20 protein-coding genes are annotated in these 24,382 nt (G+C 48.1%); 6 read left to right on the forward strand and 14 right to left on the reverse strand.

The features are described 5' to 3' along the window. Window positions 1–10: 10 nt before the first annotated feature. The gene (locus tag IYN85_RS06810) at window positions 11–2,278 is read left to right on the forward strand and encodes a CHASE2 domain-containing protein (RefSeq protein WP_196158060.1); all 2,268 of its coding nucleotides are present in this window, start codon (window positions 11–13) and stop codon (window positions 2,276–2,278) included. A gap of 17 nt (window positions 2,279–2,295) precedes the next feature. Here the strand turns inward: IYN85_RS06810 and IYN85_RS06815 are convergent, their stop codons facing one another. Together IYN85_RS06815 and IYN85_RS06820 are read right to left on the reverse strand one after the other, a co-directional pair. After that, entirely contained in the window at window positions 2,296–2,688 is a 393-nt protein-coding gene (locus tag IYN85_RS06815) for a VOC family protein (protein WP_196158061.1), read from the reverse strand. Further along, a complete protein-coding gene (locus IYN85_RS06820; protein WP_196158062.1) occupies window positions 2,689–3,801 on the reverse strand; it encodes a 1-acyl-sn-glycerol-3-phosphate acyltransferase in 1,113 nt (370 codons plus the stop codon). Between the two features lie 413 nt (window positions 3,802–4,214). Between IYN85_RS06820 and IYN85_RS06825 the strand changes: the two genes are divergently transcribed. Next, a complete protein-coding gene (locus IYN85_RS06825) occupies window positions 4,215–5,405 on the forward strand; it encodes an MFS transporter (RefSeq protein WP_196158063.1) in 1,191 nt (396 codons plus the stop codon). Window positions 5,406–5,467: 62 nt separating this feature from the next. Here IYN85_RS06825 and IYN85_RS06830 read toward each other — a convergent pair whose 3' ends face one another. Genes IYN85_RS06830 through IYN85_RS06845 form a run of 4 tightly spaced genes read right to left on the reverse strand, consistent with a single transcriptional unit; the run spans window position 5,468 to window position 7,576 of the window. Further along, on the reverse strand, window positions 5,468–5,794 hold the full coding sequence (locus IYN85_RS06830) for a hypothetical protein (RefSeq protein WP_196158064.1): 327 nt from the start codon (window positions 5,792–5,794) through the stop codon (window positions 5,468–5,470). Next, complete coding sequence (locus IYN85_RS06835) at window positions 5,791–6,192, reverse strand: YiiD C-terminal domain-containing protein (protein ID WP_196158065.1); 402 nt, start codon at window positions 6,190–6,192, stop codon at window positions 5,791–5,793. Before IYN85_RS06835 ends, IYN85_RS06830 begins: the two co-directional genes overlap by 4 nt. Next, the gene (locus IYN85_RS06840; protein ID WP_196158066.1) at window positions 6,189–6,863 is read right to left on the reverse strand and encodes an HAD family phosphatase; all 675 of its coding nucleotides are present in this window, start codon (window positions 6,861–6,863) and stop codon (window positions 6,189–6,191) included. Before IYN85_RS06840 ends, IYN85_RS06835 begins: the two co-directional genes overlap by 4 nt. Window positions 6,864–6,880: 17 nt before the next feature. Continuing rightward, window positions 6,881–7,576 carry an aspartate/glutamate racemase family protein gene (locus IYN85_RS06845; RefSeq protein WP_196158067.1) on the reverse strand — a complete coding sequence of 232 codons (696 nt, stop codon included), beginning with the start codon at window positions 7,574–7,576 and terminating at the stop codon, window positions 6,881–6,883. 69 nt (window positions 7,577–7,645) lie between these two features. On the opposite strand from IYN85_RS06845, the gene pepQ reads away from it, so the two are divergent. Further along, window positions 7,646–8,959: a Xaa-Pro dipeptidase gene (gene pepQ / locus IYN85_RS06850; protein ID WP_196158068.1), complete on the forward strand. Its 1,314-nt coding sequence runs from the start codon at window positions 7,646–7,648 to the stop codon at window positions 8,957–8,959. Window positions 8,960–9,035: 76 nt separating this feature from the next. Here pepQ and IYN85_RS06855 read toward each other — a convergent pair whose 3' ends face one another. From IYN85_RS06855 to IYN85_RS06875, 5 genes are all read right to left on the reverse strand, one after another. Next, window positions 9,036–9,977, reverse strand: a complete 942-nt coding sequence (locus IYN85_RS06855) for a PEP-CTERM sorting domain-containing protein (protein ID WP_196158069.1) — start codon at window positions 9,975–9,977, stop codon at window positions 9,036–9,038. Window positions 9,978–10,142: 165 nt separating this feature from the next. Continuing rightward, the gene (locus tag IYN85_RS06860; protein ID WP_196158070.1) at window positions 10,143–10,937 is read right to left on the reverse strand and encodes a TSUP family transporter; all 795 of its coding nucleotides are present in this window, start codon (window positions 10,935–10,937) and stop codon (window positions 10,143–10,145) included. Window positions 10,938–11,064: 127 nt separating this feature from the next. After that, complete coding sequence (locus tag IYN85_RS06865; RefSeq protein ID WP_196158071.1) at window positions 11,065–12,279, reverse strand: DEAD/DEAH box helicase; 1,215 nt, start codon at window positions 12,277–12,279, stop codon at window positions 11,065–11,067. Between the two features lie 29 nt (window positions 12,280–12,308). Further along, a complete protein-coding gene (locus IYN85_RS06870; RefSeq protein WP_196158072.1) occupies window positions 12,309–12,986 on the reverse strand; it encodes a hypothetical protein in 678 nt (225 codons plus the stop codon). A 198-nt stretch (window positions 12,987–13,184) separates the two neighbouring features. Next, a complete protein-coding gene (locus IYN85_RS06875) occupies window positions 13,185–14,060 on the reverse strand; it encodes a hypothetical protein (protein WP_196158073.1) in 876 nt (291 codons plus the stop codon). 98 nt (window positions 14,061–14,158) lie between these two features. On the opposite strand from IYN85_RS06875, the gene IYN85_RS06880 reads away from it, so the two are divergent. Both IYN85_RS06880 and IYN85_RS06885 read left to right on the forward strand, forming a co-directional pair. Then, the gene (locus tag IYN85_RS06880) at window positions 14,159–14,887 is read left to right on the forward strand and encodes a hypothetical protein (RefSeq protein WP_196158074.1); all 729 of its coding nucleotides are present in this window, start codon (window positions 14,159–14,161) and stop codon (window positions 14,885–14,887) included. Between the two features lie 5 nt (window positions 14,888–14,892). Beyond that, complete coding sequence (locus IYN85_RS06885) at window positions 14,893–17,091, forward strand: CHASE2 domain-containing protein (RefSeq protein ID WP_196158075.1); 2,199 nt, start codon at window positions 14,893–14,895, stop codon at window positions 17,089–17,091. A 37-nt stretch (window positions 17,092–17,128) separates the two neighbouring features. Here IYN85_RS06885 and IYN85_RS06890 read toward each other — a convergent pair whose 3' ends face one another. Beyond that, window positions 17,129–18,550 (reverse strand): aminotransferase class V-fold PLP-dependent enzyme, encoded by a 1,422-nt coding sequence (locus IYN85_RS06890; RefSeq protein ID WP_196158076.1) that lies wholly within the window; start codon window positions 18,548–18,550, stop codon window positions 17,129–17,131. A 114-nt stretch (window positions 18,551–18,664) separates the two neighbouring features. Here IYN85_RS06890 and IYN85_RS06895 point away from each other — a divergent pair, with 114 nt between their 5' ends. Beyond that, on the forward strand, window positions 18,665–19,132 hold the full coding sequence (locus tag IYN85_RS06895) for an Lrp/AsnC family transcriptional regulator (RefSeq protein WP_196158077.1): 468 nt from the start codon (window positions 18,665–18,667) through the stop codon (window positions 19,130–19,132). Between the two features lie 43 nt (window positions 19,133–19,175). Here the strand turns inward: IYN85_RS06895 and IYN85_RS06900 are convergent, their stop codons facing one another. Both IYN85_RS06900 and IYN85_RS06905 read right to left on the reverse strand, forming a co-directional pair. Beyond that, complete coding sequence (locus IYN85_RS06900; protein ID WP_196158078.1) at window positions 19,176–21,428, reverse strand: CHASE2 domain-containing protein; 2,253 nt, start codon at window positions 21,426–21,428, stop codon at window positions 19,176–19,178. A 3-nt stretch (window positions 21,429–21,431) separates the two neighbouring features. Further along, the gene (locus IYN85_RS06905; protein ID WP_196158079.1) at window positions 21,432–24,377 is read right to left on the reverse strand and encodes an Ig-like domain-containing protein; all 2,946 of its coding nucleotides are present in this window, start codon (window positions 24,375–24,377) and stop codon (window positions 21,432–21,434) included. Window positions 24,378–24,382: the final 5 nt, after the last annotated feature.

Below are 24,382 nucleotides of genomic sequence, written 5' to 3' on the forward strand. Positions count from 1 at the left end.
TAGTCTTAGTTTGAGTATCCGACGAACCCGCACCATTATGCCGTTACTACGACTTTTGCAAAAACATGTGCTGCGCTGGAGCGTGGTTTCCATCAGTGTGCTAATCACCTTGTCACTGGCGAGCTACCATTTCTTTCAAGCTCAGTCCGATCAAAACTCATTTATCAAACGTCTCGATTATCTCTTTTATGACTGGCGTTACAACCTGGCGCTGAACGACAATCGTTTTCCGCGCGCCGAAGAAAACATAGTCATTGTCGATATTGATGAGCCCAGCCTTGAACAGATTGGTCGCTGGCCCTGGTCCCGCGACAAAATTGCCTTGATGGTTGAGAACCTGGCCGCTGCGGGTACCGTGGTAATTGGCTTCGACGTACTGATGACGGAACCTCAGCGCAATCCAACGCGGGATTTACAACAAAAAGCAAGAGACAAAGGCCGAGAAGACTTAGCCAACCAACTGGATTCGTTTGTTGCAGAAACCGAATACGATCAGATTCTGGCCAATAGCTTTAGCCAAACCGACATTGTGTTGCCGTTTCTATTTCACAGTAATGCAGACATTCAGGTAGGGCAATTACCCCCGCCGGTGTACTCACTAACGGCAGATCAGGCGAACAACCTGATCGCCATTCAGGCTGATGGTTACACATCCAATGTCGACTTGTTGCAAGAAGCCGCCATCGGCGCAGGCTTCATTGTGCCCAGCATTGACGGTGATGGTGTGTTGCGAAGTGCCCCCATTGTTCAGCGTTTTGGAACAGAGATTTACCCCTCCCTGTCACTGGCCATGGGCATGGCCTACATGTTTCTGGATAATATCGACTTAACCATTCGCCCATTCGGAGAAGGCTTCGATATGATCTCCAAAGTAGGCTTTGTCGATAAAACCATCTTTACCGATTTCAAAGGCCGAGTGCTCGTTCCTTATTTAGGACCACAGGGCGAATTTCCCTATGTGTCGGCGAGCTCGATACTGGACAACAGTTTTGACAAATCAGTTTTCGAAAATGCGCTGGTGTTGGTCGGGACTTCATCGGTTGGTTTGGCCGATCTGCGCTCAACACCGGTGGGGACACAATACCCTGGTGTAGAAGTGCATGCGAATCTGCTAAACGGTCTGTTGGAAGGAATCTTTCCGGTTGAACCATCGGACGCTAATATTTTCATGGCTGGTGTGTTGTTAATCTTGGGTTTTATGTTCACGGTTTTTTCAAACCGCCTTGGACCGTTTCAACTCACCATCGCAACCATACTGCTACTGACCACACTGGTCGCAATTAATTTGTTTATCTGGTTCACCTACAATGCATCACTCCCCTTAGCGAGCAGTTTTTTGCTAACACTAGCCTTGGGAACGTTGCACCTATTGGAAGGTTTTTTATCCGAACGACGGGCAAAGCAACATGTCACCAGCGTTTTTGGTCAGTATGTGCCCAGCGCCCATATTTCCCAAATGCTGACAGAACCCGACAAGTATGGATTTGAAGGTGAAACCCGGGAGATGACCGTTCTGTTCTCCGACATCCGCTCCTTCACATCGATGTCCGAAAATCTGTCGGCAACAGAGTTAAAGGATCTGTTAAATCGCTATTTCACCCCGATCACAGAGACCATTTTCAATCATCAGGGCACCATCGATAAATATGTTGGCGATATGGTCATGGCGTTCTGGGGTGCACCGTTAGATGACCCAAAACATGCCAGTCACGCCCTTGAAGCATCTGTCGAGATGCTCGCTGTCCTGTCTCGTTTGAATCCACAACTGGAGCAATTAGGGTATCCGCAGATTAAAGTGGGCATTGGTTTAAACACTGGCCAGATGAATGTCGGTGATATGGGCTCGAGCTTTCGTAAAGCCTACACCGTTCTGGGGGATGCCGTGAATCTCGGTTCACGATTAGAAAGTCTGACCAAATATTACGGCGTGGATATTTTGGTTGGCCCCATGACTATGTCTCAGTGCCCGGAGTGGACGTTCCGTGTGATTGATAAAATTCAGGTTAAAGGCAAACAGGAACCGGTCCTGGTGTATGAGCCCATTGGTAAGACCAACCACCTGAGCAAAGCGCGACGGGCAGAAATGGCCCGACATGAGAAAGCATTCGAGCTATATCGCCAACAACAATGGGAAGAAGCAAAAGCTCTATTCACGGAGCTACATTTGCAATCGCAACAGGTTGAGATCTATCAAATATATCTGGACCGAATTGAATTGCTGAGCTGGCAAGAATTACCAGCAAGCTGGGACGGCACCTTTACTCACACTCAAAAATAGACCGACACTGGAATCAATCAAGTTTCAACCAATTCCAACGGCAAGCCATCTGGATCGGCGAAAAACGTAAACCGATTATCGGTCAACTCATCGACTCGCACCGGTTCAACCAGGATGCCGTTCTGTTCCAGATAGGCAATCGCGGCATCCAAATCCGTCACATTCATGGCCAAATGCCGCAACCCCTGAGCTTCGGGTCGAGAAGGCCGAGCGGGCGGGCTCGGAAAACTGAACAGCTCAATCTGAAAGCCTTGGAAGGCAATATCCAATTTATAACTGTCGCGTTGTTCACGGAAAGTTTCCGCTATCACTTCACCGCCCAACACATCACAATAAAAACGCTTGGATCGCGCATAGTCAGAACAGATAATCGCAACATGATTGAGTCCAGTCAGGCCAGGCAACGTCATTTACAACGGCTCCTCACCGCGGCGCATACGCATACCATTCGCATATTGTTTAAGAATATAGGGTCGAATTTCTTCGCGAGCGGAATCAACACGTGCCTTTAACTTATCGACATTATCGTTAGCCGAAGGAAGTTCCGTTCCGTTTAAGCGGGCCTCGGCCCATTCATTGGTTTCAAATGGCCGATAGATCCGATGAATCTGCTCATCGATAACCGCAGCGACGTCATCATCGTTCTGAAAATCGCCTTTTAACACATTGCCAAATTCCAGATGAACACGCCCTTTCCACCCTGTCATGCCGCGCGCAATAGACGTCATATCTTCATTCTTTCGCTTGGTATACGAGCCTTTGGTGTGTTGTGCGTGTAACTCTCTGGCTTTGGCAACGTCCAGCGGATCTAACTCATAGCTGATCGCAACCGGGACAATATTCAGTTCATTGATGTAGTCAGCGTAAAGTCGATCTTTAGGCTTAGACAAACTGAACATACCGATAACGGCAGGGTTGGTTCGATCATAACCGTCCTTCGCTCGCCCTTCACGTTGGGCGATCCACACATTGGCGCACTCTTCTAATATTGAATAATGAATGTATTTGGACAACTCCTGAGCCGCTTTGAATCGAGCCTTCATTCCCTTCACGCCACGCTTCACAATGAAACTTTTATTTAATCGCATCAGGTTAGACGAAAAAGGTTGCGACAACAGATTGTCACCAATGGCGATTCGCACGGTTTGAAAACCATTTTGATGCAACGCCCAATTGACCATGGCCGGATCCATGACAATATCACGATGATTGGAAACGAAAAGATATGCTTTGTTTTTGTCCAAATTTTCCAATCCGTGAACGGAAAACTGCTCGACCGATCGCTTTAATAACCGAGCCACAAAGGGCGCTAATTTTTGCTGAAAGCCATCAACCGAATCTATACGCCACAAGTAGGCTTTCAACAACAACCGAATAATTGGCCGGATTAGCCAGGGCGTTTTACGGTTCATATCCGGCAGCAACCAAGAGCCAATTGCCTTGGCTAATGCCGGGTCATTCAGCGTTTCAGTGAGTACTGTTTTGACTTCGTCATCATTAAAAGGTCGAATATCGTCAAACACAACAGGTCGCTACCTAACAATTAAAGTGGCGCAAGATTACTCTAAAACCCGCTATTTTTCAGCCATTTAGCCGATCTTTGGCCTGTTTCAACGCAGTTATTCATTTGAATCACAAACCAATCAGCAAGGTTGCTGTTGCGCCAGAAGAGAAGTTGTGTTGTTATTCAGGCAATAAATTCATAAATAACTCAGAACTTTTATGCGTACAAACACCGTCCTGGTCTCACAAACTCTTATGCTGGCGATTTCTTATTCGTGCGGCGGGTTCGTGTGTTTGACATAGTCAAAAATCAGTTTCCACGAAACCCGCCAATCGAAAGATTCGCGGGTTTTTTTATGCCTCCCTTTCTTCAGACTTCGGCGGCTAAAAAGCAAAGGTCACACATGTGACTTTTAAAACCAGGAGCAACACCATGACAAAGGCCAGCCATTGGCAACGCAACCTGACACTGTTGAACGCGACTTCGTTTGCACGAACATTCATGATTATCATGCCCATTTTTGTACCGCTGATGCACAGCTACGGTTTGGATATGCGTGAAATCATGTTGCTGCAATCGATCTTTGCAGCGGTCTCATTGCTGATGGAACTGCCCTCAGGATATGTCGCGGATCTGTTTGGCCGTAAACGAACGCTGATACTGGGTTATGCTTTAGCGGGCGCTGGATTTACGCAAGTTTTGTGGGCTGACACGTTCTGGTCTCTGGCTGTTTTCGAAGTCACGCTGGGTTTTGCCATGTCCTTTGTGAGTGGTTGCGACACAGCTTTGGCGTATGAAAGTGAAAAAGCACTGGCAACCGGGAACTCACAACCCGCCATATCCAGGCTTCTGAGCTGGATGAACTTTGGCGAAGGGGTTGCCGCTTTGTGCGCCTTCGTATTGATTAAATTCGATATCCGGCTGGTTTTATGGACACAGGCCATCGTCGGTTGGATACCCTTTGCATTAAGCTTCTGGCTAGTGGAAGCACCTCGCATTGCGGACCCGACATCACCGAGAAAAACAGTATCTGCTGCATTACAAACCGTTCGTCAATCAGCCACAATCATTGTGTTGACCGGTGTGTTTGTATTAACCATGAGCGTAACGTATCTCGTTGCTTGGCTAAACCAGAGTTTATGGCTCGAAAACGGCTTACCACTTGCCTACTTCGGCTTGGTTTGGGGTTTGTTCAGTCTGACTATCGGCTTGGTTGCCCGGTACAGCACTCATTTACCGGAGCGCATCGGTCCGGTAAAACAGTTCTCTGTACTGGCTGCTTTGTTGTTGATCGGATTTGTCGCGTTAAACGGTACGTCGATCGCTTGGATATTAACCGGTGGAGCACTCATCTGCGTATTCCGCGGAATTGCGGCGCCCTTGATTAAACTCAAGGTAAACAATGCTATTGATGACGATTACCGGGCGACCATAAATTCTGTCGTTGGCGCCAGCTTCAGAATAGCAACGCTGGTTTTGGGTCCTTTGATGGGATTAATGGTAGATAGACAAGGACCAGCCAGCGCCACATTGTATCTGGGCATGTTGGTCATACCTGCCGTCATCGGTTTGCTGCTGTTAGATTCCAAACTGACAAACCGAAAAACCAAGCAATTTGCCTGATCTGACAATAACCCATGCATCGTCATGGGGTTTTTCTTAACCTTAGGGGGTCCACACGTAACCTAAATAGATCTCTCATCGATAGACCAAACCAGATTCGGCCTGTTCAACGATTGCCAAAAAACAGCAAATTCCCGACGCATCGCGTCGGCCCCTACCATTAATGCAAAAATCTGATCACACTCATGAAGTGCCAGCGCAGAAGCTGCGTCGCTGTTCAGGTAATCGTGCAAAGACGGATAGCCGGTGTCTTGATATTGCTGCCAAATCTGCCAATACGTTTGCTGAACTGACAAAGGAAGAACGAACTCTATGGTGCGATGCTGTAAAATCCACTTTCGCTGTACCGTCGGTTGAATCAGCAAGCGGTTTTCCGGTACAACTCTCACGAGGTTAAGATCCGGTAATCGCCAATCAATGTTGCTGTCACTTGATTGGTCTCATCCCTCGCTTCAACACGAATTTGTGCACGCCAATGTCCACTGGGCCTGCGGTCTGGCCTCTCAATAAAACGGGCGGTGACGGTTAAATCCGACATAGCTGCAGCCGGATACGAAACCTGACAATCTTTTATGGCGACTTTTTCCCCCTGCTGTTGTGATTGCGCCCAATGACTGGCGAGGTACCAACCAGCAATAACCAAACCAGAGTACTGACTCCCGGCGAATACTGTTCCTTTGTCATTGAAATTGCCTTGGGCAGGCACGCGAAACTGGACCTCAGTATCGGTCGCGGTGAGCAACTGGATGCCCAGTGCTTGTAATGGCTCAATAGCGTCTAGATTCAAACCCAGTCTCCTCCCCTTTGCTGCTCGAACCATTCAGGGAAAGATTCCAGCGAATCGAGAGCATCGTATATTTGATCCTGCCATTGCGGATCGGTTTCGATGAGGTCGGGAACATGAATTACCGCGGTACCGGCCGCTAAAGCCGCGACGACACCATTTGGGCTGTCTTCAATCACCAGTGCCCGGGAGGGCTCTATCGCCAATTTCTGACAGGCCAGCAGGTACGGTTCAGGGTTCGGCTTCCCCTTATTGACTTGATCGCCACCAACGATATCGCAGAAGTAAGAGCGAATATCAAAGTGGGAGAGTTTAAGATTGGCGGTCTCTGTTCGGGTACTGGTCACGATCATTTGTGGCAGCCCTGCTTCGGCTACCGCCTGCAGTGCTTCATCAACCCCGGGCTTGAGCAAAAGGTCGGATGCCAACCGCGATTTGTACACCTCACCGACTTTGTCAAAGTAGTAAGAAGCGCGTTCAGCAGAGCCCATTGTTCGCTGGTAAAGTTCCAATATGGACGCCTGATTCAACCCTATGGATTGCAAATAAACCTCTTCCGGATTGGTCATCACACCATCGGCGACCATTAACTCAACGAAAATATCGCGTACCAGCCGCTCTGAATCGAGCAATACGCCATCCATGTCCCATAAAACCGCTTCTATAATCGCCAAAATAACAACCTATTAAATTAGTTACGCAACATCCACTCAACTGCCGCTTGAGCGTGGACCAAGGTTGTATCAATTAATGGCACCTCTGTCACGGATTCTGTCAACAACATACCAATTTCCGTACACCCGAGGATAACCCCTTGTGCCCCATCTCGCTGCAATTGCTCAGCGATATCAATGTAGACACGCCGTGATAGCTCATTAACCTGCCCAAGGCAAAGTTCTTGGTAAATAATGTCATGTACGTTCTTTCGCGCTGCAGCGTCTGGCACGATAACGTCAATACCGAACTTTTTAGTCAACCGATCGCGATAAAACGCCTGCTCCATAGTAAAGGATGTTGCCATCAACCCAACCTTTGACATACCACGGTTCACCAAGACCTCACCGGTACAATCGGCTATGTGGATTAGCTCAAGTCCACAGGCTTCAACAATGCCATTTGCGACTTTGTGCATAGTATTGGTGGCTATGACCAAGCCCTGCGCGCCTGCTGCGGCTAACGATTGCGCACAGTGCGCTAAATAGCGTTCTGCCGCTAACCAATTTCCTTCTGATTGCCAACGCGCGATCTGTTCAAAATCCACCGATCGCATCAGAAGATCAGCCGAATGCAGGCCGCCCAGTTGCTGCTTAACACCTTCGTTCAATAATTGGTAATAATGTGCGGTACTTTCCCAACTCATACCGCCTAAGATTCCTAAGCACTTCACGCTTGTTTCCCCTTTTACCTACCCGCTACACTGGAGGCACATAATTCAAAACACATCAGGCTCCCTACCATGTCACTTTACCATCAACATCTGCAAACTCTGGTTGCGCGGCACAACGACGCTTGTGACCAGTTCCAGTTGAACTCCATTGTTCTGCACAGCGGTTCGCTAACCTACTATGCCGGTGACGATAACAGCCACCCGTTTCGTGCACTGCCCGCAGCTCAACAATGGCTACCCTACAACCTACCACCGGAAACCTGGATTGTCTTTTCGAAAGAAACCGGTCTGTCGCTTTATTGGCCGGCAAAACAGGATTTTTGGCATGTTATGCCGGTCGAACCTCAGGGAGACTGGACGAAAGACTGGCGGGTCATCGCGGCAAAAGACGCATCTTGGCTTAAACAACTAGAGGGAAACGTTGCTTTATTTTCTAACCAAGTGAATCCGTCCAGCTTACCTGACCACATTCAACTAAACCCCGAACCGCTGATGAAGTGGCTCGACTACGATCGCGCTTACAAGACCGAATGGGAAATCGAAAACACGCGTCTCGCGAATCAAATTGCCGCGCAAGGTCATTTCGCTGCTCAAGAGGCTTTTCTGACTGGACTGTCTGAATACGACATTCACATGGCCTACCTCAGAGCGACCGACCAACAGCAAATCGATGAACCTTATGGCTCTATTGTTGCCCTGAATGAGGCAGCTGCCGTACTACACTATGAAAACAAACGAATCGAACCTCTACACCCAGCGCTTACACTGTTGATAGACGCGGGCGCGAAGGTTAACGGTTATGCCAGTGACATCACGCGCACATTTACCGCACCGGGGACGTTATTTGATCAACTGAGACAAGAAGTAGAGATTTATCAAAAACGTCTTGTCGCCGCCTGTACCATAGGAACACCCTACCCCAACATACACGATATGGCGCTACAGTTTGCGGCAGAAACATTGCAAAAAACAGGCATCTGTATGCTGTCTACCGAGGAACAACTCAGTAAAAAAATTCCTCAGGCCTTTTTCCCTCATGGAATCGGTCATTTATTGGGTCTGCAGGTTCATGATGTCGGCGGATTCCAGGAATCACGGCTGGGTAACAATATCCCACGCCCGGAGCATGCACCCTTTCTACGACTTATGCGGCCATTAGATGACGGCATGATCGTCACCATCGAACCCGGGCTGTATTTCATTCCCATGCTGTTGGAAAATCTGGTAGCAAGCACACCAGATCACGGCTGCGACCTGAAACTAATTAACGAATTGAAACCTTATGGCGGCATTCGTATTGAAGACAATGTGGTTATTCGCAAAGAAGGACCAATAAACCTTACCCGGTCCAGTTTTGCGGAAATTGGACGAACAATCGAATAAGTTTTTATACCCGGATGAAGATAATCAGACATAAAAAAACCCGCATTTGCGGGTTTTTATGTGATCCAATTTCGGATTAAGAAACCGTTTTACGACGTGCGGCGCCTAAGCCGATCAGCCCCAATGTTAACAAAGCGATTGTGCCCGGCTCTGGAACATCACCGATCAGGATATCATCAATTCCAAAACCGTCATTACCTGCATTGTTGTTAAAAATGAGAGATGCGGTTGAAATTGTACTGTCAGCAATAAGTGAGATGTATGCAACATTTCCGTTCGTCAGCGGTGAATCAATCACAACGTTTTCAGTGGTACCGTCAGTAAACGAAAGAACCAGATTCGCACCGGCATCGTTTGCGTCCGCTAAATAGAAACCGATTGAGTTTGCATTTGGAAAAGAACCACTGAAGTCCCAAACAACCTGACGTGCGTCGTTGCTGTCCAGCCAGTAATCGTTGGCATCTGTAATATATCCTTGGCGACCAAACTCACCTGTGGCATTGCTTTCGATCATTAGCTTGTCGTTTGCAACGTCATCACGATTCAACGTGCCCTGTGCAGTCAGTGTAAAACCACCGGCTTCAGAGGTCATGATAGTGCTGTCGGCATAGATCCAGTCTGCTTGTTGATTACCGCTAACAGGCCCACCGAGATTAGCAGCATCGTAATTAGAAAACGTTGTTGGATCGTTGAAATCTTCTAACGTGTACTCGTTCATTACTCCTAAAAGCCATGCTTCAGCGGCAGCCGCTTCTGCTTCTCCGTAGGCGATGTTGGCTGAAATCAGGCCCGCTTGTGATGTTGTTGCAACCATTAGTGCGCTAGCAACCAGTGAACCCATAACCAATTTGTTCTTCATTGAACATTCCTTTTTACGTATTAAAATAAAACTCCTGCCGACTCCAATAGCAAACATCATGCCAGCAATAACCCCCGCTAATTTAGGGCGGTACAGAAACCACAGCGATAAGGAATGTAAATTAATTCGACACATGAGAGATGCATCACAATTTTTCATGATGCGCTTTAGATGAATTGAACAGAGTTTGTACAACAAAGGCCCGAACAGCGCTTAACCCTAGAATTTCACTGTAAAATTATCCAACACCCAACACTAAATTTACCGCGAATAACCATCTAAAACCAAACTAACAGAGTAAGAACTGTGTCTAAAAAACAGGCCTTAATTAACAATCCACTGACTGAAAAAACCCGTTAAACAGACGACCAGCAACGCAATTCCGATGACACGATAAAACATCACATTACCTTGAGTCTGGATATAGTCATGGAACTTCAGACCCAACATATGACCCAACCAAGCGCAAGGGAACAGCCAAATCTGATTCATCAACTGCAAATTAACGCCAGCAATGATGAAGGAGGTCATTTTGATTGAAACAAGAATAAACCAGAGGACAAACAACGTATCCCGCAGTTGATGGCGAGGAACGTGGCTGACGTAAACAGCCACAATGAGCGGCGCGCCAATAAGCGAGGTTCCGCTAAAATAGCCCCCTAAGGTCAGAAAGAAAATATCCGTCCACCGGCTTTTGCTTTTAAACGGCTTATTAACAATATAAGAGACCGCAAACACACTGATCATGGCAAATATCAGTGCCGTCACGACTTGGGAAGGCAAGGTCAATAACCCCAGGACGCCAAGCAACTTGGGCACAATGATGATCACCATGGATTTTTTCAGGTACGACCAATCGATATTGCTGCTCGGAGACGCTTCTGCATGCGTTTGGATCATGGCTCTCGAACGTCTGTGACCCTGCCAGGCAATCCAACTTGAAAACACCATCAATTGAATAGAGATAATAGGTAAAAAGATCAGCGGATCATTTTTCAGCAACAAGAGCAATGGCAGTGCCAGTGCGGCACCCCCAAATCCAAGTCCGCTGCGGACGAAACCGCTCCAGACAAAGACCAACGCCATGATAATCAGTTGCCAGATTGCTAAGTCCGCCAATAAGTCACCCTCAAATCAATATGAAAATCAAAACAAAGCAGGGTTGACCCCTAATCCGTTTAAGAAGCGAGTTTGACCTGTTGCCAGCCATTGATTCGCCAGTCAAACAACACTCAATGAGCCATGATCAACTTCGAGGTTTGCCTCGATAGCGTTTGCGGCTTGCCTTGCGCGGGCGTGCGGGCGGTGTGAAATCCTGGGTTAAATCCGGCTCAAAGCCCGGCAACCACTGTTGCAGTAAACGCGTATCAATGATTTTATGAATGGCATCGAGCAGCCAGCTTTCATCGGCGCTTAACAATGTTACCGCTAATCCATTCTCCCCTGCTCTACCGGTTCGCCCTATACGGTGAATATAGTCTTCGGCGTTATGTGGCAGCTCGTAATTAATGACGTACTTCAACTGCTGAATATCCAGCCCGCGTGAGGCGACATCGGTAGCAACCAAGGCTCGAATCTTCCCTTCTTTGAATTCAGCTAATGCTCGTTCACGCGCACCCTGTGATTTGTCACCATGAATCGCAACGGCATCTATACCATCTTTTTTTAGTTCTGCGCTCAGGGAATCAGCCGCTTTTTTTGACCGAACAAAAATCAAGACCTGATGCCAATTTCTGGACCCGATCAGGTATGACGTCACCTCTCGTTTACGAGACTTATCAACCTCGTAAGCAATTTGTTCCACACTGCCGGCAGCTGCGTTACGTTGATTCACTTCAATGAGCTGGGGTTCAATTAACAAACGCCGGCTCAATGCAAATAAACTGTCGTCAAAGGTCGCCGAAAACATCAGCGTCTGACGTTCTTTTGGTAATGACTTCAGTATTTGATTGATATCATCGAGGAAACCCATATCCAACATCCGATCAGCCTCGTCAAAAACCAGGCTGGTGACATCAGATAGAATGACCGTTTTACGCGCTAGATGATCGAGTAATCGACCCGGAGTGGCCACCAAAACATCAACTCCGTCTCTCAGCTCTTTGATTTGGATGTTCAGGCTGACCCCGCCGTAAACCACCCCAACGCTTATACCGGAGTATGCACCATATTGGCGGAAGCTTTCGCCTACCTGTTGAGCTAATTCCCTTGTGGGGCAAAGGACCAAAATAGCAACCGATCTATTTGTTCGGTTTAGCTTTTGCTCTGACAACCGATGAAGCAAAGGCAACGCAAAAGCCGCAGTTTTGCCGGTTCCGGTTTGCGCGCCGGCCAAAACATCTTGCCCGGTTAAAACAACAGGTATTGTTGCCTCCTGTATGGGGGTCGGCAGCTGATACCCTTGTTCATCCACGGCTTTCAATAGAACTGGATTCAATCCAAACGACGAAAATGATTTCATGAAGTTAATTTCCTGCCTAAAGGCATCGGTTATTTGGGTAGCGCGTCTGACTGAACCACTGGGTACGCGATGTCGCCCCAGTCCTGGGTATTCTGTTGCATCATAATTTCAATGATGATTGGCATTAAAGTGCCCAACAGACCTGCACCATCAACAACTTGCTCACGATTAATACGGCCCTGGTAGGTTGCGCCTCCGTAGATCAACTGATTACGCAACACAAACAACCGATCCAGCACAATGGAACATAAATCGGACACTCGTCCTCGGGACAAAGCATTTAACGCGGCGATCGATGAGCGATCAAACTCAGCCTGCCAGGCGTCATTGCCTTGCCGTTTAGAAACCCAAAAGGCATGAAAGACATAAGGGTTACGGATCAACGCTTTGACATGTCCGGAATATTGCTCCCACAAACAGCTGTATATCTTTTTGTCCTGATCATGTACCACCAGCAAATCGACAAACCGAATAAACTGGTCATGATTCTGCAATGGGTGATCCCCTTGCTGATCAATGGAACAGCAAGCGCTGAACGCGATCCACAAGGCAATAAACTCAATATCAACACTGTCGGCATCTTCAGCACACTTCAACCAACTGATGGCACGATGCAAACGTGTTGCTGTCTGGTTATCAATGGATTCCTGTAACTGATGCAGTTTATTTTTTAGTTCCGAGGCAGTGTTTAACGTAAAGGCAGGCATGTTCCAGTGTCCACATGTTTAGTCGCGTAAGGATCCGTTTTTTTAAGGAATAACGCAACAAAGGGCTATACGACTCCTCAATGAAATATCTGGATGACGCCTCTTTGGAGACGATTCTTAATATATCGACTCACTTTAAAGCACGATATACAAATCAAAATAGATAACGGTATAAATAGAGATGGCAGATACGTAATGTCAAAACAGATTTGACCACCGATAAATCAATCCCGCTCGCCAAATATGCCGGTCATATACCAACTCAGCGCCTGACATGCGCCAGTATCGGTAGTCGACATCAAGTGCCAACGCCTGATACAACCGAACATTTCCGCCTAGTTGAGCATTGATAAACGGGCTGCGTAAGCGATAGGTATACCATTCGTCTCCGGTCAAAGCGTAGAGATCATCATCCCAAAACCAATCATCATTCACCGGATCCGCTGGCACCCACCGGGTTAGACTGCCAAAATAAGAACTGGCAAAGTCACCCTCTCCGACTGAGAGTTGAGCCGAGATCAACCAACGAGGGCTTGCTTGCCAGGTAACAGCCATTCCGGCATCAAAGCGACTGCCATCCAAGACTGGCTGACGGCTATACGTTTGATCTTGAGCGGACATGGTCGCGGACCAGGTGATTTTGTCGGTCAGGTGCTGAAATCGCGCAAGACTGATGCGTTTCTGGTTTGCACGGAAATTCTCAAACGCCTGCCAGTGGTAATTCCCTGCAACTGAAAACCGATACCAACCGGCTAGAAACCCTTGCGATGGTTGTACCATGACTGAGAATGCCCCCCCCATCTCCGCACTGGCCAACGCATCATATTCAACGGGACGCCTGTAACTTCCTTGCAGCGAAGCGATTAGTCCAACTCTAGGTTTTAACAACCAGAGGTTTTGCGCCGCAAGGCTCGCAGAGAGAACAGAATCAGAAAGGTTTTCATTGTTAACCGGAGTATTCAGCAGGTTACTGTCGTAACCACCGTCCAAAGACAGCGTAACGGAACTATTGGCCGTTACGATTGGCAGCACGTTGACAACCAACGTCGCCATCAGCAGAGGCAAAACACGCATAGCCACTCCTCAATGCCTGCGGAAGATTAAGAGTAGCTCAAAACTCAGATTAAACTATGCTGTACGGTGACGCTTTATAAATTCAGGCAGGTTCCATTATGTTAAGTCGTCGTCGGTTAATGAGCACTGCTCTGCACGCCAGCCTAAAAGTTTTGGCGATCCAAGCCGGTTTACTACCGCTGATATCTCGACCTGCTCGCGCCGAACTGTTGGGCCGTATTCCAAAAGACATGCCTTTTGATCGTTCGATTTACCGGCTAAGCGGCAACGTCTGGGTCAATGGTAACGCTGCGACACTTACCACCTTTATTTCCGCCAATTCAACAGTAGAGACCGGGCCCGCCAGCGAAATCATTTTTGTCGTCGGCAAAGATGCGCACATTCTCCGGGAAAATTCCAAACTCACGCTGAACGGCACTGGCGTCATTGAAACCGGCCTGAATGTTATTACCGGAAAACTACTGTCCGTCTTTGGCAAGCGAGAAACCCGCGAATCGATATCCGTGTCGACATCCACCTCGACGATCGGCATTCGTGGGACCGGTTTATATACCGAGAGTTACCCCGATTTCAGCTATGTCTGCACTTGCTACGGTAAGACAGATATCGTGACTTCAGACGGTAGCGAGAGAAAACAGATAACCGCCATACACCATGACGCGCCACAATACATTTACGCGAAACCTATCGATGGTGGCCGGTTCAAATCGGCACCCTTGATTAACCACACGGATCAGGAACTGGCAATCATTGAAGCACTTGTGGGTCGCGCCCTACCCTTTGCCAACTTTCTGGACAGTTATCAAAGCCCTCAACGGCCTTATTAGCGGGTATGCAACGACTGCTCCTCGCCCTTCAGTGCTTGATAATTGCTTTTTTCTGCGCACTCTCATTGCACTGGGTGACAATTTCACCTTTTTCCGATCTGGAACTACTGTTGGATGATCTGCGTACTGAGTGGTTTGTCCCGGAATCTGTTCATCCATCGATTGTGATTATTGATATCGACGAAAAAAGCCTGCAACAAATCGGTCAATGGCCATGGTCCCGTAACACGCTGGCAAACCTGCTCGAAACACTCCACGAACACTACAATGTAAAAGTTACGGGTCTTGATTTTGTGATCGCCGAAAGTACCCGACACGACCAAAGCTACCTTGAGTTTCTGCAATCATCGGGCTTCGCAACCTTCAACCAACCTATTGATCAACTCAGTCAGTTGCATCCAGAAGATGATCGTCTTGCCGAGGTCATGCAAGGGAAAGCGATTGTTCCTGGCTTTGTGTTTAAAAACGATTCCACGCTAAATTTAAATCAACTCCCAGAGTCGATTGCGAAACTCGATCGTGATACTGCACTTACATTCGACTTGATCCAGGCCAAAGGCTTTACCGGAAATATTGAAGCCGTCAATTCAGCGGCGCCAGTTCAGGGGTTTTTCGATAACCCGATTGTTGATCGCGATGGCGTGTATCGCCGGGCCGCACTATTGCAACTCAGTCAACAGGCTGTTTACCCTGCGTTAAGTTTACGAGTCGCGCAACTGGCAATCTCCGCAGATCTCGATCATCTTGCCCCCATAGCCTTCGAACCTGAACCTATGGGAAATGCACTATCGGTTAACTTTATACAACTCGGTCGCTTTATCATCCCCACGGCAGAACATGCTTCGGTCCGCGTCCCTTTTATGTCTTCACAAAGTGGCTTTCACTATTTTTCAGCGGTGGATGTTCTTAATCGAGACATCGCGTTTGAAAAGCTGCAACAAAAAATTGTATTGATCGGGACAACAGCTCCCGGCTTGAAAGACATCCGTTCTACCGCAGTTAACCCAAACATGCCCGGCGTAGAAATTCATGCCAATATCATTGCGGGCATTCTGAGCAACTCGATTCCTTTCCAACCCAGTTGGGGGCCGGCTGCCACTCTGCTTCAGCTGACTTTCGTGTCGATACTGCTATTGTGGTTGTATCAATCTCGTACACCGTGGTTGCGCATGGCAGGAACACTTCTCATCCTGGCGCTATCCATAGCCGGCAATCTGATTGCCTGGCAACAGGGGTTAATTTTAGCGTTAGCTCCCAACTTAGCTCTAATCATCATGCTCTACTCCATCACAACATCTTGGCAGTTACTGTCAGAAAATTACAACCGGCAGAAAATTACCCGATTATTTGGTCAATATGTTCCTCGTTCGTTAGTACCCCGGCTCACCGATATCAGTTCAGACCAGCTACTCAGGGGCGAAGAAAAAGAATTAACCGTCTTGTTTTCCGACGTTCGTGGCTTTACCGGCATTTCAGAATCATTGCGTCCTGAACAGCTGACCGATTTGATGAACCGATTGTTAACGCCATTAACGTCGGTCATCTATCACCATCAGGGCACCATCGACAAATACATGGGCGATGCCATCATGGCATTTTGGGGCGCACCGATTGCCATGAGCAACCACGCCAATCAAGCGGTCGAAGCCGCTTTGGAAATGCAGACTACGATAGAAGCTTTACAGGCTGACTTAAGCGATTTCCAGGTTAAGAACTTGGCCATGGGCATAGGTATAAACACCGGTGCTATGTGTGTTGGCAACATGGGTTCTGAATACCGAATGGCCTACACGGTGATGGGGGATGCGGTGAACCTCGGCTCCAGACTGGAAGCGTTAACCCGCCAGTACGGCTTACCGATATTGGTTTCTGAAAGTACCGCAAACGCGGCAAACGATTATCTTTTTTTACCGATAGATCGCGTTCGGGTTAAAGGCAAACAGGAACCCGTGACCATCTTAGCGCCGCTAATTAAACTGAAAAACAAGCATCCAACCGATGAGCTACTCGTACAGCAGATGACCCTATTCCTGGAGGCGTATCGGCAGCAACAATGGGGGCAAGCCAGTGAGATTCTCGAATCCATCCAGGCAAGGCCGCATCTACAAGGATTAGCGTTGCTCTATCGGGAACGTATGGATGTTTTGAGCGAACAAAACCTGCCAGAACAGTGGGATGGCGTCTTTACGTTCACGTCAAAATAAACACATCTATATCCGTAAAACCGCCCGATACAAGGCATCACTCACGACTGAGTGATGCCCATAAATTCAAACCCGATTGTTTCTGTACAACACGGTGGTCCGAAGGCAACATTGAAACCGCAGCGATGGCATCGGCGATTTTTTCTACCTGTTCTACGGTCATCGACGGATGCAGACTCACCCGCACCCAGCCAGGCTTGTTTTCCTGATGATCATCATCCAACTGCTCAGTAATGGAATGAGACGTACAGTAATCTATGCCCAACAAATGGTGCCCATAGGTACCCGCACAGGCACAACCGCCTCGGGTTTCAATATTAAATTCATCACTGAGGATGTTCACTGCACGGCGGTAATCGAGATTTCTAAAGACGATAGAAAAAATACTTAACCGGCGATCGTGCTGCGGTGACAAAATCTTGATATTGGGCATGGCCCTCAGTCGAGAAAACATCACGCGATTCAGTTCATTTTCACGAACCAACATGCGCTCGGTGCCCATTTCCTCCTTCAGTTGAATGGCCAACGCCGTTTTAATGGTTTGCAAAATACCGGGCGTTCCACCGGACTCACGTTGCTCAATGTCAGCGACAAATCTGTGCTCACCCCAGGGATTCGTCCACACAACCGTACCACCACCAGGCTGTTCTGGTACTTTATTTTTGTATAACGCGCTGTTAAAAACCAAGACACCTTGTGTGCCCGGTCCGCCCAGAAATTTGTGTGGCGAAAAATAAATCGCGTCCAACCATTCGTTTTCTGCTGGGTGCATATCAATATTCACATAAGGCGCTGAAGCAGCAAAATCGACAAAACACCAACCTTGATGGTCGTGCATGACTTTGGCTATTTCCCGATACGGGGAGACGATACCGGTGACGTTCGACGCTGCGGTCACTGACGCAAACTTCACGGTTCGGTCGTGCTCTTTTTCAAGATCCTCAGCCAACCATTTTAAATCGATTTCGTCGCCAGCCAAGGCTGGAATAATACGTACTTCGGCCAGGCTCTCTAACCACATGGTCTGATTACTGTGGTGTTCACGATGAGTAATGTAAATCAACGGTCGCTGGGGCAGAGAATGCAAGACCACAGAACGATGATTCTCATGCGTCCACAAACCCAACATACGTATGAACTTGGCCAGTGCTCCGGTCATGCCATTGCCGGCATGAATCAACACATCACCCGTATTCGCGTTAACATGCCTTTTTATAATGTTGTTCGCTTCATGGACCCAGCGCGTCATTTCCCGGCCTGTGAAACTGTCTTCCGTATGGGTATTGGCCATCAAAGATCCAGCGATTTCCGTTACTCGTTGTTCAATTGGTCGATATAAACGGCCGCTGGCCGTCCAATCAGCGTATATCCGATCCGCATCCTGATGAATGGTGTTACGTTGTATGCGTTGCCAAAATTGTTCGTCCCGGTTTAGAGCATCAAGGTTGAAGACAGTCATGAGGTGTTCCAATTAATCTTTAACGCACACAGTACACCCAACAGCCCCCTATTTATTTCCAATTATTTCCCCATATAGCTATTATTATGAAAAATATTACTAAGATTCATAAAAATGAAAGAAATTTCTCTCGACGCAACGGACAAACTAATACTGAACATCGTTCAGGAGGACGCAACCTTATCTGTTCAGGAAATAGCGGACAAAGTGCACCTTACTGTTAGCCCGTGTTGGCGGCGAATACAGAATCTGGAAGCCAATGGCTATATCCGAAAGCGTGTTGCATTGTTAAACCGTGAACGGCTGAACCTGGGTATTGATGTCTTTGTGTTTATCAAAACCAATGAACACAACGATCATTGGCTGGAAACGTTTCACGCGGCGATACAGTCCATTCCGGAAATCTGCGAAGCGTACCGCATGAGTGGCGATGTGGATTATCTGTTACGGGTGGTTGTTGCCAACATTCAAGATTACGACGCCTTTTACAAAAGACTGGTCTCAAAAGTCAAACTGTCGGATGTGAGTTCGAGCTTCGCAATGGAGCGCATGAAATATACGACCGCATTGCCGATTAGCTAGTCTACGCAGACTTTATGATTCAGCAACACGACTCTCGTTTGCGCTATTTAGTGGTAAAGGTAAACACACCATCCCAATCCGGCTCTACCGGGTTTTCGATAAAATGATTACAACGTTGCACGTAAACGTCTGCGGCATAATTGCCCGGTTTCAATTGCTGACATTGCTCAAACGCCTGTTTCGCCTCGGTAAACTGCCTGTTACGGTATAACGTTAAGGCGCTATGCCATGCCTGCAGAAAAACGCTTTCTGCCTCATCGACGTCTCTTCCAATGAGTTCATACAATCCCACCGGCTCTTGCTTGCCCTTCACCCTCACCAAGTCCAGTTCGCGACAGACGAAGTGCTCGCGCACCCTCGTATAGGTGGCCTCACTGATCATGACATCTACACCGTAATTTTTGGTGAGCCCTTCGATACGCGAGGCAAGATTAACCGAGTCACCAATGACCGTGTAATTGAAATGATGGCTGGATCCTAGGTTCCCAACCACAACCGTACCGGTATGCACACCAACGCCGATTCGCACCGGGAACAATCGTTTCAGATCCGGCACGGTATCAACGATAACATCCAAGGCCTTAATCATATCCAGGGCAGTTTGGCAGGCATCGACTGCGTGTGTGTTAAAAGGCACTGGCGCACCGAATATCGCCATGACGGCATCCCCAATATACTTATCGAGTGTGCCATTATTTTTCAAAACGCAATCGGTCATCGGGTCCATGTAGGCTTGTAAAAACCGAGAAAGCTCGGACGGTGTGACGGTTTCGGACAAGTTCGTGAAGCTCCGTATATCACTGAACAGTATGCTCAACTCTTTTTCTTCACCACCGAAATTCAACAAATCGGGGTTGGCGGTCAACTGGTCGACCAGTGCTGGCGAGAGATATGATTTAAAAGCAGTTCGCACATGCGAATAGCGGGCCTCGACCATAAAAGCCTGGTACAACATTAAAAAAACAAAACAAAAAAACAACGCCATGCCGGGGTACAGCAAATACAACCAAACATGAAGTTCACTGAATGCGTAATAATTTGCGAACAAAAGTACGCTGGTCAACATCAGGAAAAACAAAAATCGTGTGGGAGTTCGCTGAGTACGGGGAACAACAACGGCTAACAGCAGGCAAAGGACGTATATAATGACAATATCCAACAGCAGATAAAAATGATCACGGTGAATAGCATCTTCATTGACGATGGTTTCCAACACATTGGCTTGAATTTCCAACCCCGGAAACTCGGCACCAAACGGTGTAGCGTGTGAATCGAACACACCGACCGCAGTTGACCCCAACAACACAACCTTGCCCTGGAAATAACCGGGCGGTAATTGACCGTTCAACACATCCACCGCACTGTGCGTTGGAATGGTACCAGCTGGGCCACGATAGTTGATTGGAATCATGCCTTCTTCGTTGGTTGGGATAATCAAATCCCCCAAGGTTATGCGTTGAATAACAAACTCATCGGCATGAATAACAATCGGTGCATCGTCCAAAAAAAATGCCAATGATTTAAGCGCTAACGATGGATAAAAATGGTTGCCATATTCAGCCACCAACAGCGCATTGCGAACCACCCCATCCTCCGACGGCAGCTGATTAAAAAAGCCTGCGCCGTGTCCGGCTTGCGCCAGGTAAGGAATGTTATGCCGCACAGAGCGAAACGAGAAATGGCTGAAGTCTTCTGTTTTACTCTTAATGGCTTCCACGCGAGACGACAGTAAAACAGCATCGACATCGTCCTGCGACATCGAATTCCTTAAATCGACATTTTCATCCTGATAAAAGAAATGACCATTCACGACATTGTCAGCCATGAATATGCTGGTTGCCAGGGCCACGTCGGGATTAAGCTTCGTGGCCATCTGCTCCAGTTTTTCCCGCTCTGCTGCGGTCCATTCACTCCGCAGTAAAAGCTCATCCACCGGGGAGCGTTGTGGTTCTGAAAAAATAATATCTAAGCCGATGGTCGTAGCCCCAAGTGCACTGACCTCGTCAATCAGCACAGCCAGAACATCGCGTGACCAGGGCCAACGGCCAATCAAATCGATACTTTTCTCATCAATGGATACAAGTTCAACGATACCACTGGTAGCCACCGGACCGCGTATTTTAAACCGAGCATCCAATAGGTTACCTTCCAGATCACGGAACAGACCCGGACTGGTAACGGCCAACAACGAGAATATCGAACTGATCAGAAGCGCTATGCCGTAAGAGACCCACCGATTTGACCGAATACCGCCTTTTAGCAGGGTTCGATTAAAGCGACTTAAAATTCCGGCCATATATTAACAACCGCTGATCGCGTAATTAATAAATACTGATCCAACGCTTATCCCATTTGCATAAAAAAACAACGTTTCGTCGTAAGGCAAAGTGCAACTGTCAGGTGGTACGGTAACCGTAATCTTATATTTTCCGTCACCGATGTATCGCAGAACTGTATCGGCTTGAGATAAGCGCGAACTGAAGTCCATATAGACATCAGCAAAGGCCCCAAAAGACGCGCCGGCTAAACTCTTGGGTTCCACAATGATGTCCACGTCAACCGACGTAGCCAAATCTGAAGCCAAGGTTGCGGGAGTTATCTCACTTGTACTATTGCTCGCGATGATGGCGGGTGCATTGTGATGATAACCAATATCCACCTGTCCGGAATCCACAGTACCAGTACTGTCGGTGGTAGGGTTGGTCAGGCGGCTAAAATAGGCTGGCGGGGCGGCAGTATTAAAACTACCCGCGTCTACGGAAGGCTCACTGACCTGAGAAAGATACCAACCGTCGGTAAATGCAGGATAGATTCCGAATAAATTATTACCGACTGGCAATCTGCTGCTTTGGCCTTGAAAAGCATCTGTAACGTTATAGTCACTGGCTGTGTTCACGGCACCTGCAACACCTTCAACAATATCATCCACGCAACCATCCCCACAGTCGTCGTTATAGTTGAAAATATTGTCAGTCGCCAAAACAGTGTCCGTACCGGAAGCGACATAAACACCATTACCCCCAGCACCCGATACATTGTTGGCAATCGTATTGCCCAATAACGTTAATTTCGAATTGTCGCCTACATACACACCACCTCCATTATTGGTGGCTGTATTCTTGATGATCAGTGAGTTGGTGACACTCACTCCCGCTGTTAAGTCCGCTGCCAACCAAAGACCAGCACCATTACCGAGTGCATCACCCGTGGAATTATCCCGAACAACACTGTTGGTGATTTCCATATCCGCACCGAGCGAAAGTATCTCGACACCAAATGCATTGGCGGTGAACACGGAATCGGAAACAGATGGCGCACCGGTTGAAGTGTCCACACTCAAACCCGATTTTGCCGCCTGGGCAAATGTGGCGTCATCGACGATTGGACTGCCATCACCAATCAACAGTCCCTTGGTCGCATAATGGAACCCGGCGCCGTGTATCTGGCTCAACTCAACAGAGCCCAACAGGACCGTATCCCAATCGCCCGCGGTGGGGTTACCCGTTGCACCAGTCACCGGTTGCCGCTGTACATCCTCAAGTGACGTAAAACGCACATTTAAACTGTCGCTGAGACCACCCATCACAAACAACGACGCACCCGGGGTAATATTCAGCGAGGTACCGGCTTCAAATTTAACGTCAACCCCCTGCTCTATTCGCAATTCGGCGTTACTGGCGACTTGTATACCGGTACCCGAAACCACATAGGGTGACCCCATAATCGTCCAAACTGTATCGACATCAATCTGTCCGGTCACCACCGTTCCGCTAACATCCGCGGTGTCTACGGGTGTAAAGGCCTCGAAGAAATCTGAAAAACCGTCTCCGTCAACATCCGGATTAGCGTCGTCGGCATCAAGCACCGAAGACCCGTTGGTGAGCACGCTGGCGCTGAGCCCGTCCCCATCGCTGTCGGTATTCATCCAAACCAGAACCGACGCTGGACTGGTCAAACCAAAGGAGTCCTGAATGGTGTAGTTGATTGTTGTACCGTCGGTATCGCTGCGTTCACTTTTAAAAAACAGTTTCGTCCTGTCACGGGAGATACGTACTTCGCCAAACTCACTGGTGGCTGATGCGATTGAAAGAGTATCGCCCACGGTCTGGTCAGGATCACTGTCGTTGGCTAACACATCCAACACAATATGAGCACCGGGGGTTGATTGAACATCCGCTTCATCCACCGCGATAGGGGCGCGATTCACCAGCAGAGGGTTATCAACAATATTCACCGTCACCTGAAACGGAGTCGCCTGTTCAGTAAAATTAAAAGTTAAATCTCGGGCTTCGACGGAAAAGGTATCGGTACCGACAAAGTACAAATCTGGCGTGTAACGAATGTCGGTTCCGTTAACCACAACCGAACCGTTTGAGGGAGAAGCCGTCACAACATAGGTCACCTCATCGTTGACATCAGGATCTACAGACTCAGCCGGTAAACTCAAGGTCGTAGCCAGATTTTCGGACGTGGTTACCGTGACATCGGCAATAACCGGCAAGCGATTAGCCACGATGAACATTGGGTAACCGTTGTTGCTGGGTGTCGGGAAGCTGTAGTAATCGTGTGTTTTGTTGTCGTAAGAATCGTCGACGCCATCACCATCGGAATCCAAATCTTGCCGGTTCAGAGTGCCATCACCATCGATATCCGCAATACCGCTTGCATTCAAAAACAGATCTTCGTACACATCACACAGGTTATCACCGTCGGTATCCGTACAACTGGATTGCGTATCGGTGGACGATGTAAAATTCAACACGGGGATGGTGTCGTCAATATCCACTTCTATCGGAACTGCAACCGACACCTTTGGTTTAGCCAAATCGATAACAGAAACCTCTGCACGACCACTGAAAACTTTGTAACCGGCCTGATTAAAGGCTGTGATTTCAATCAATAATGTCTCGGTATTTGGAACGACAAGATCAACCACCGTGTCGGACAGCACGAAAGCTGTTTTAGCGGCGTTCAGGGTGAACTTGCCTCCATTGAATTGTGTGTTGATATCAGACGTGGTCAGAGACCTGGTACTGACCGCCAGTTCAATCAGCTTAAGTGCCGGATAGGCTTCACTGATGGCTGCCCGACTCAGCAGTCGCCCCTGTTTAATTTCCGTGGTATGCACACCTGCGAAGCCAACGGTCAGTTGCGTCGAAACCGGGGTATACCAACCGCAACTGGTAAGGGAGAGGAACACACCAGCAACCCATACCCGATTTAATAATTTCTGAAAAGAAAACATGCTTC

This window comes from Reinekea sp. G2M2-21 (assembly GCF_015687175.1).
In the GTDB taxonomy this organism is placed as follows: Bacteria; Pseudomonadota; Gammaproteobacteria; order Pseudomonadales; family Natronospirillaceae; genus Reinekea.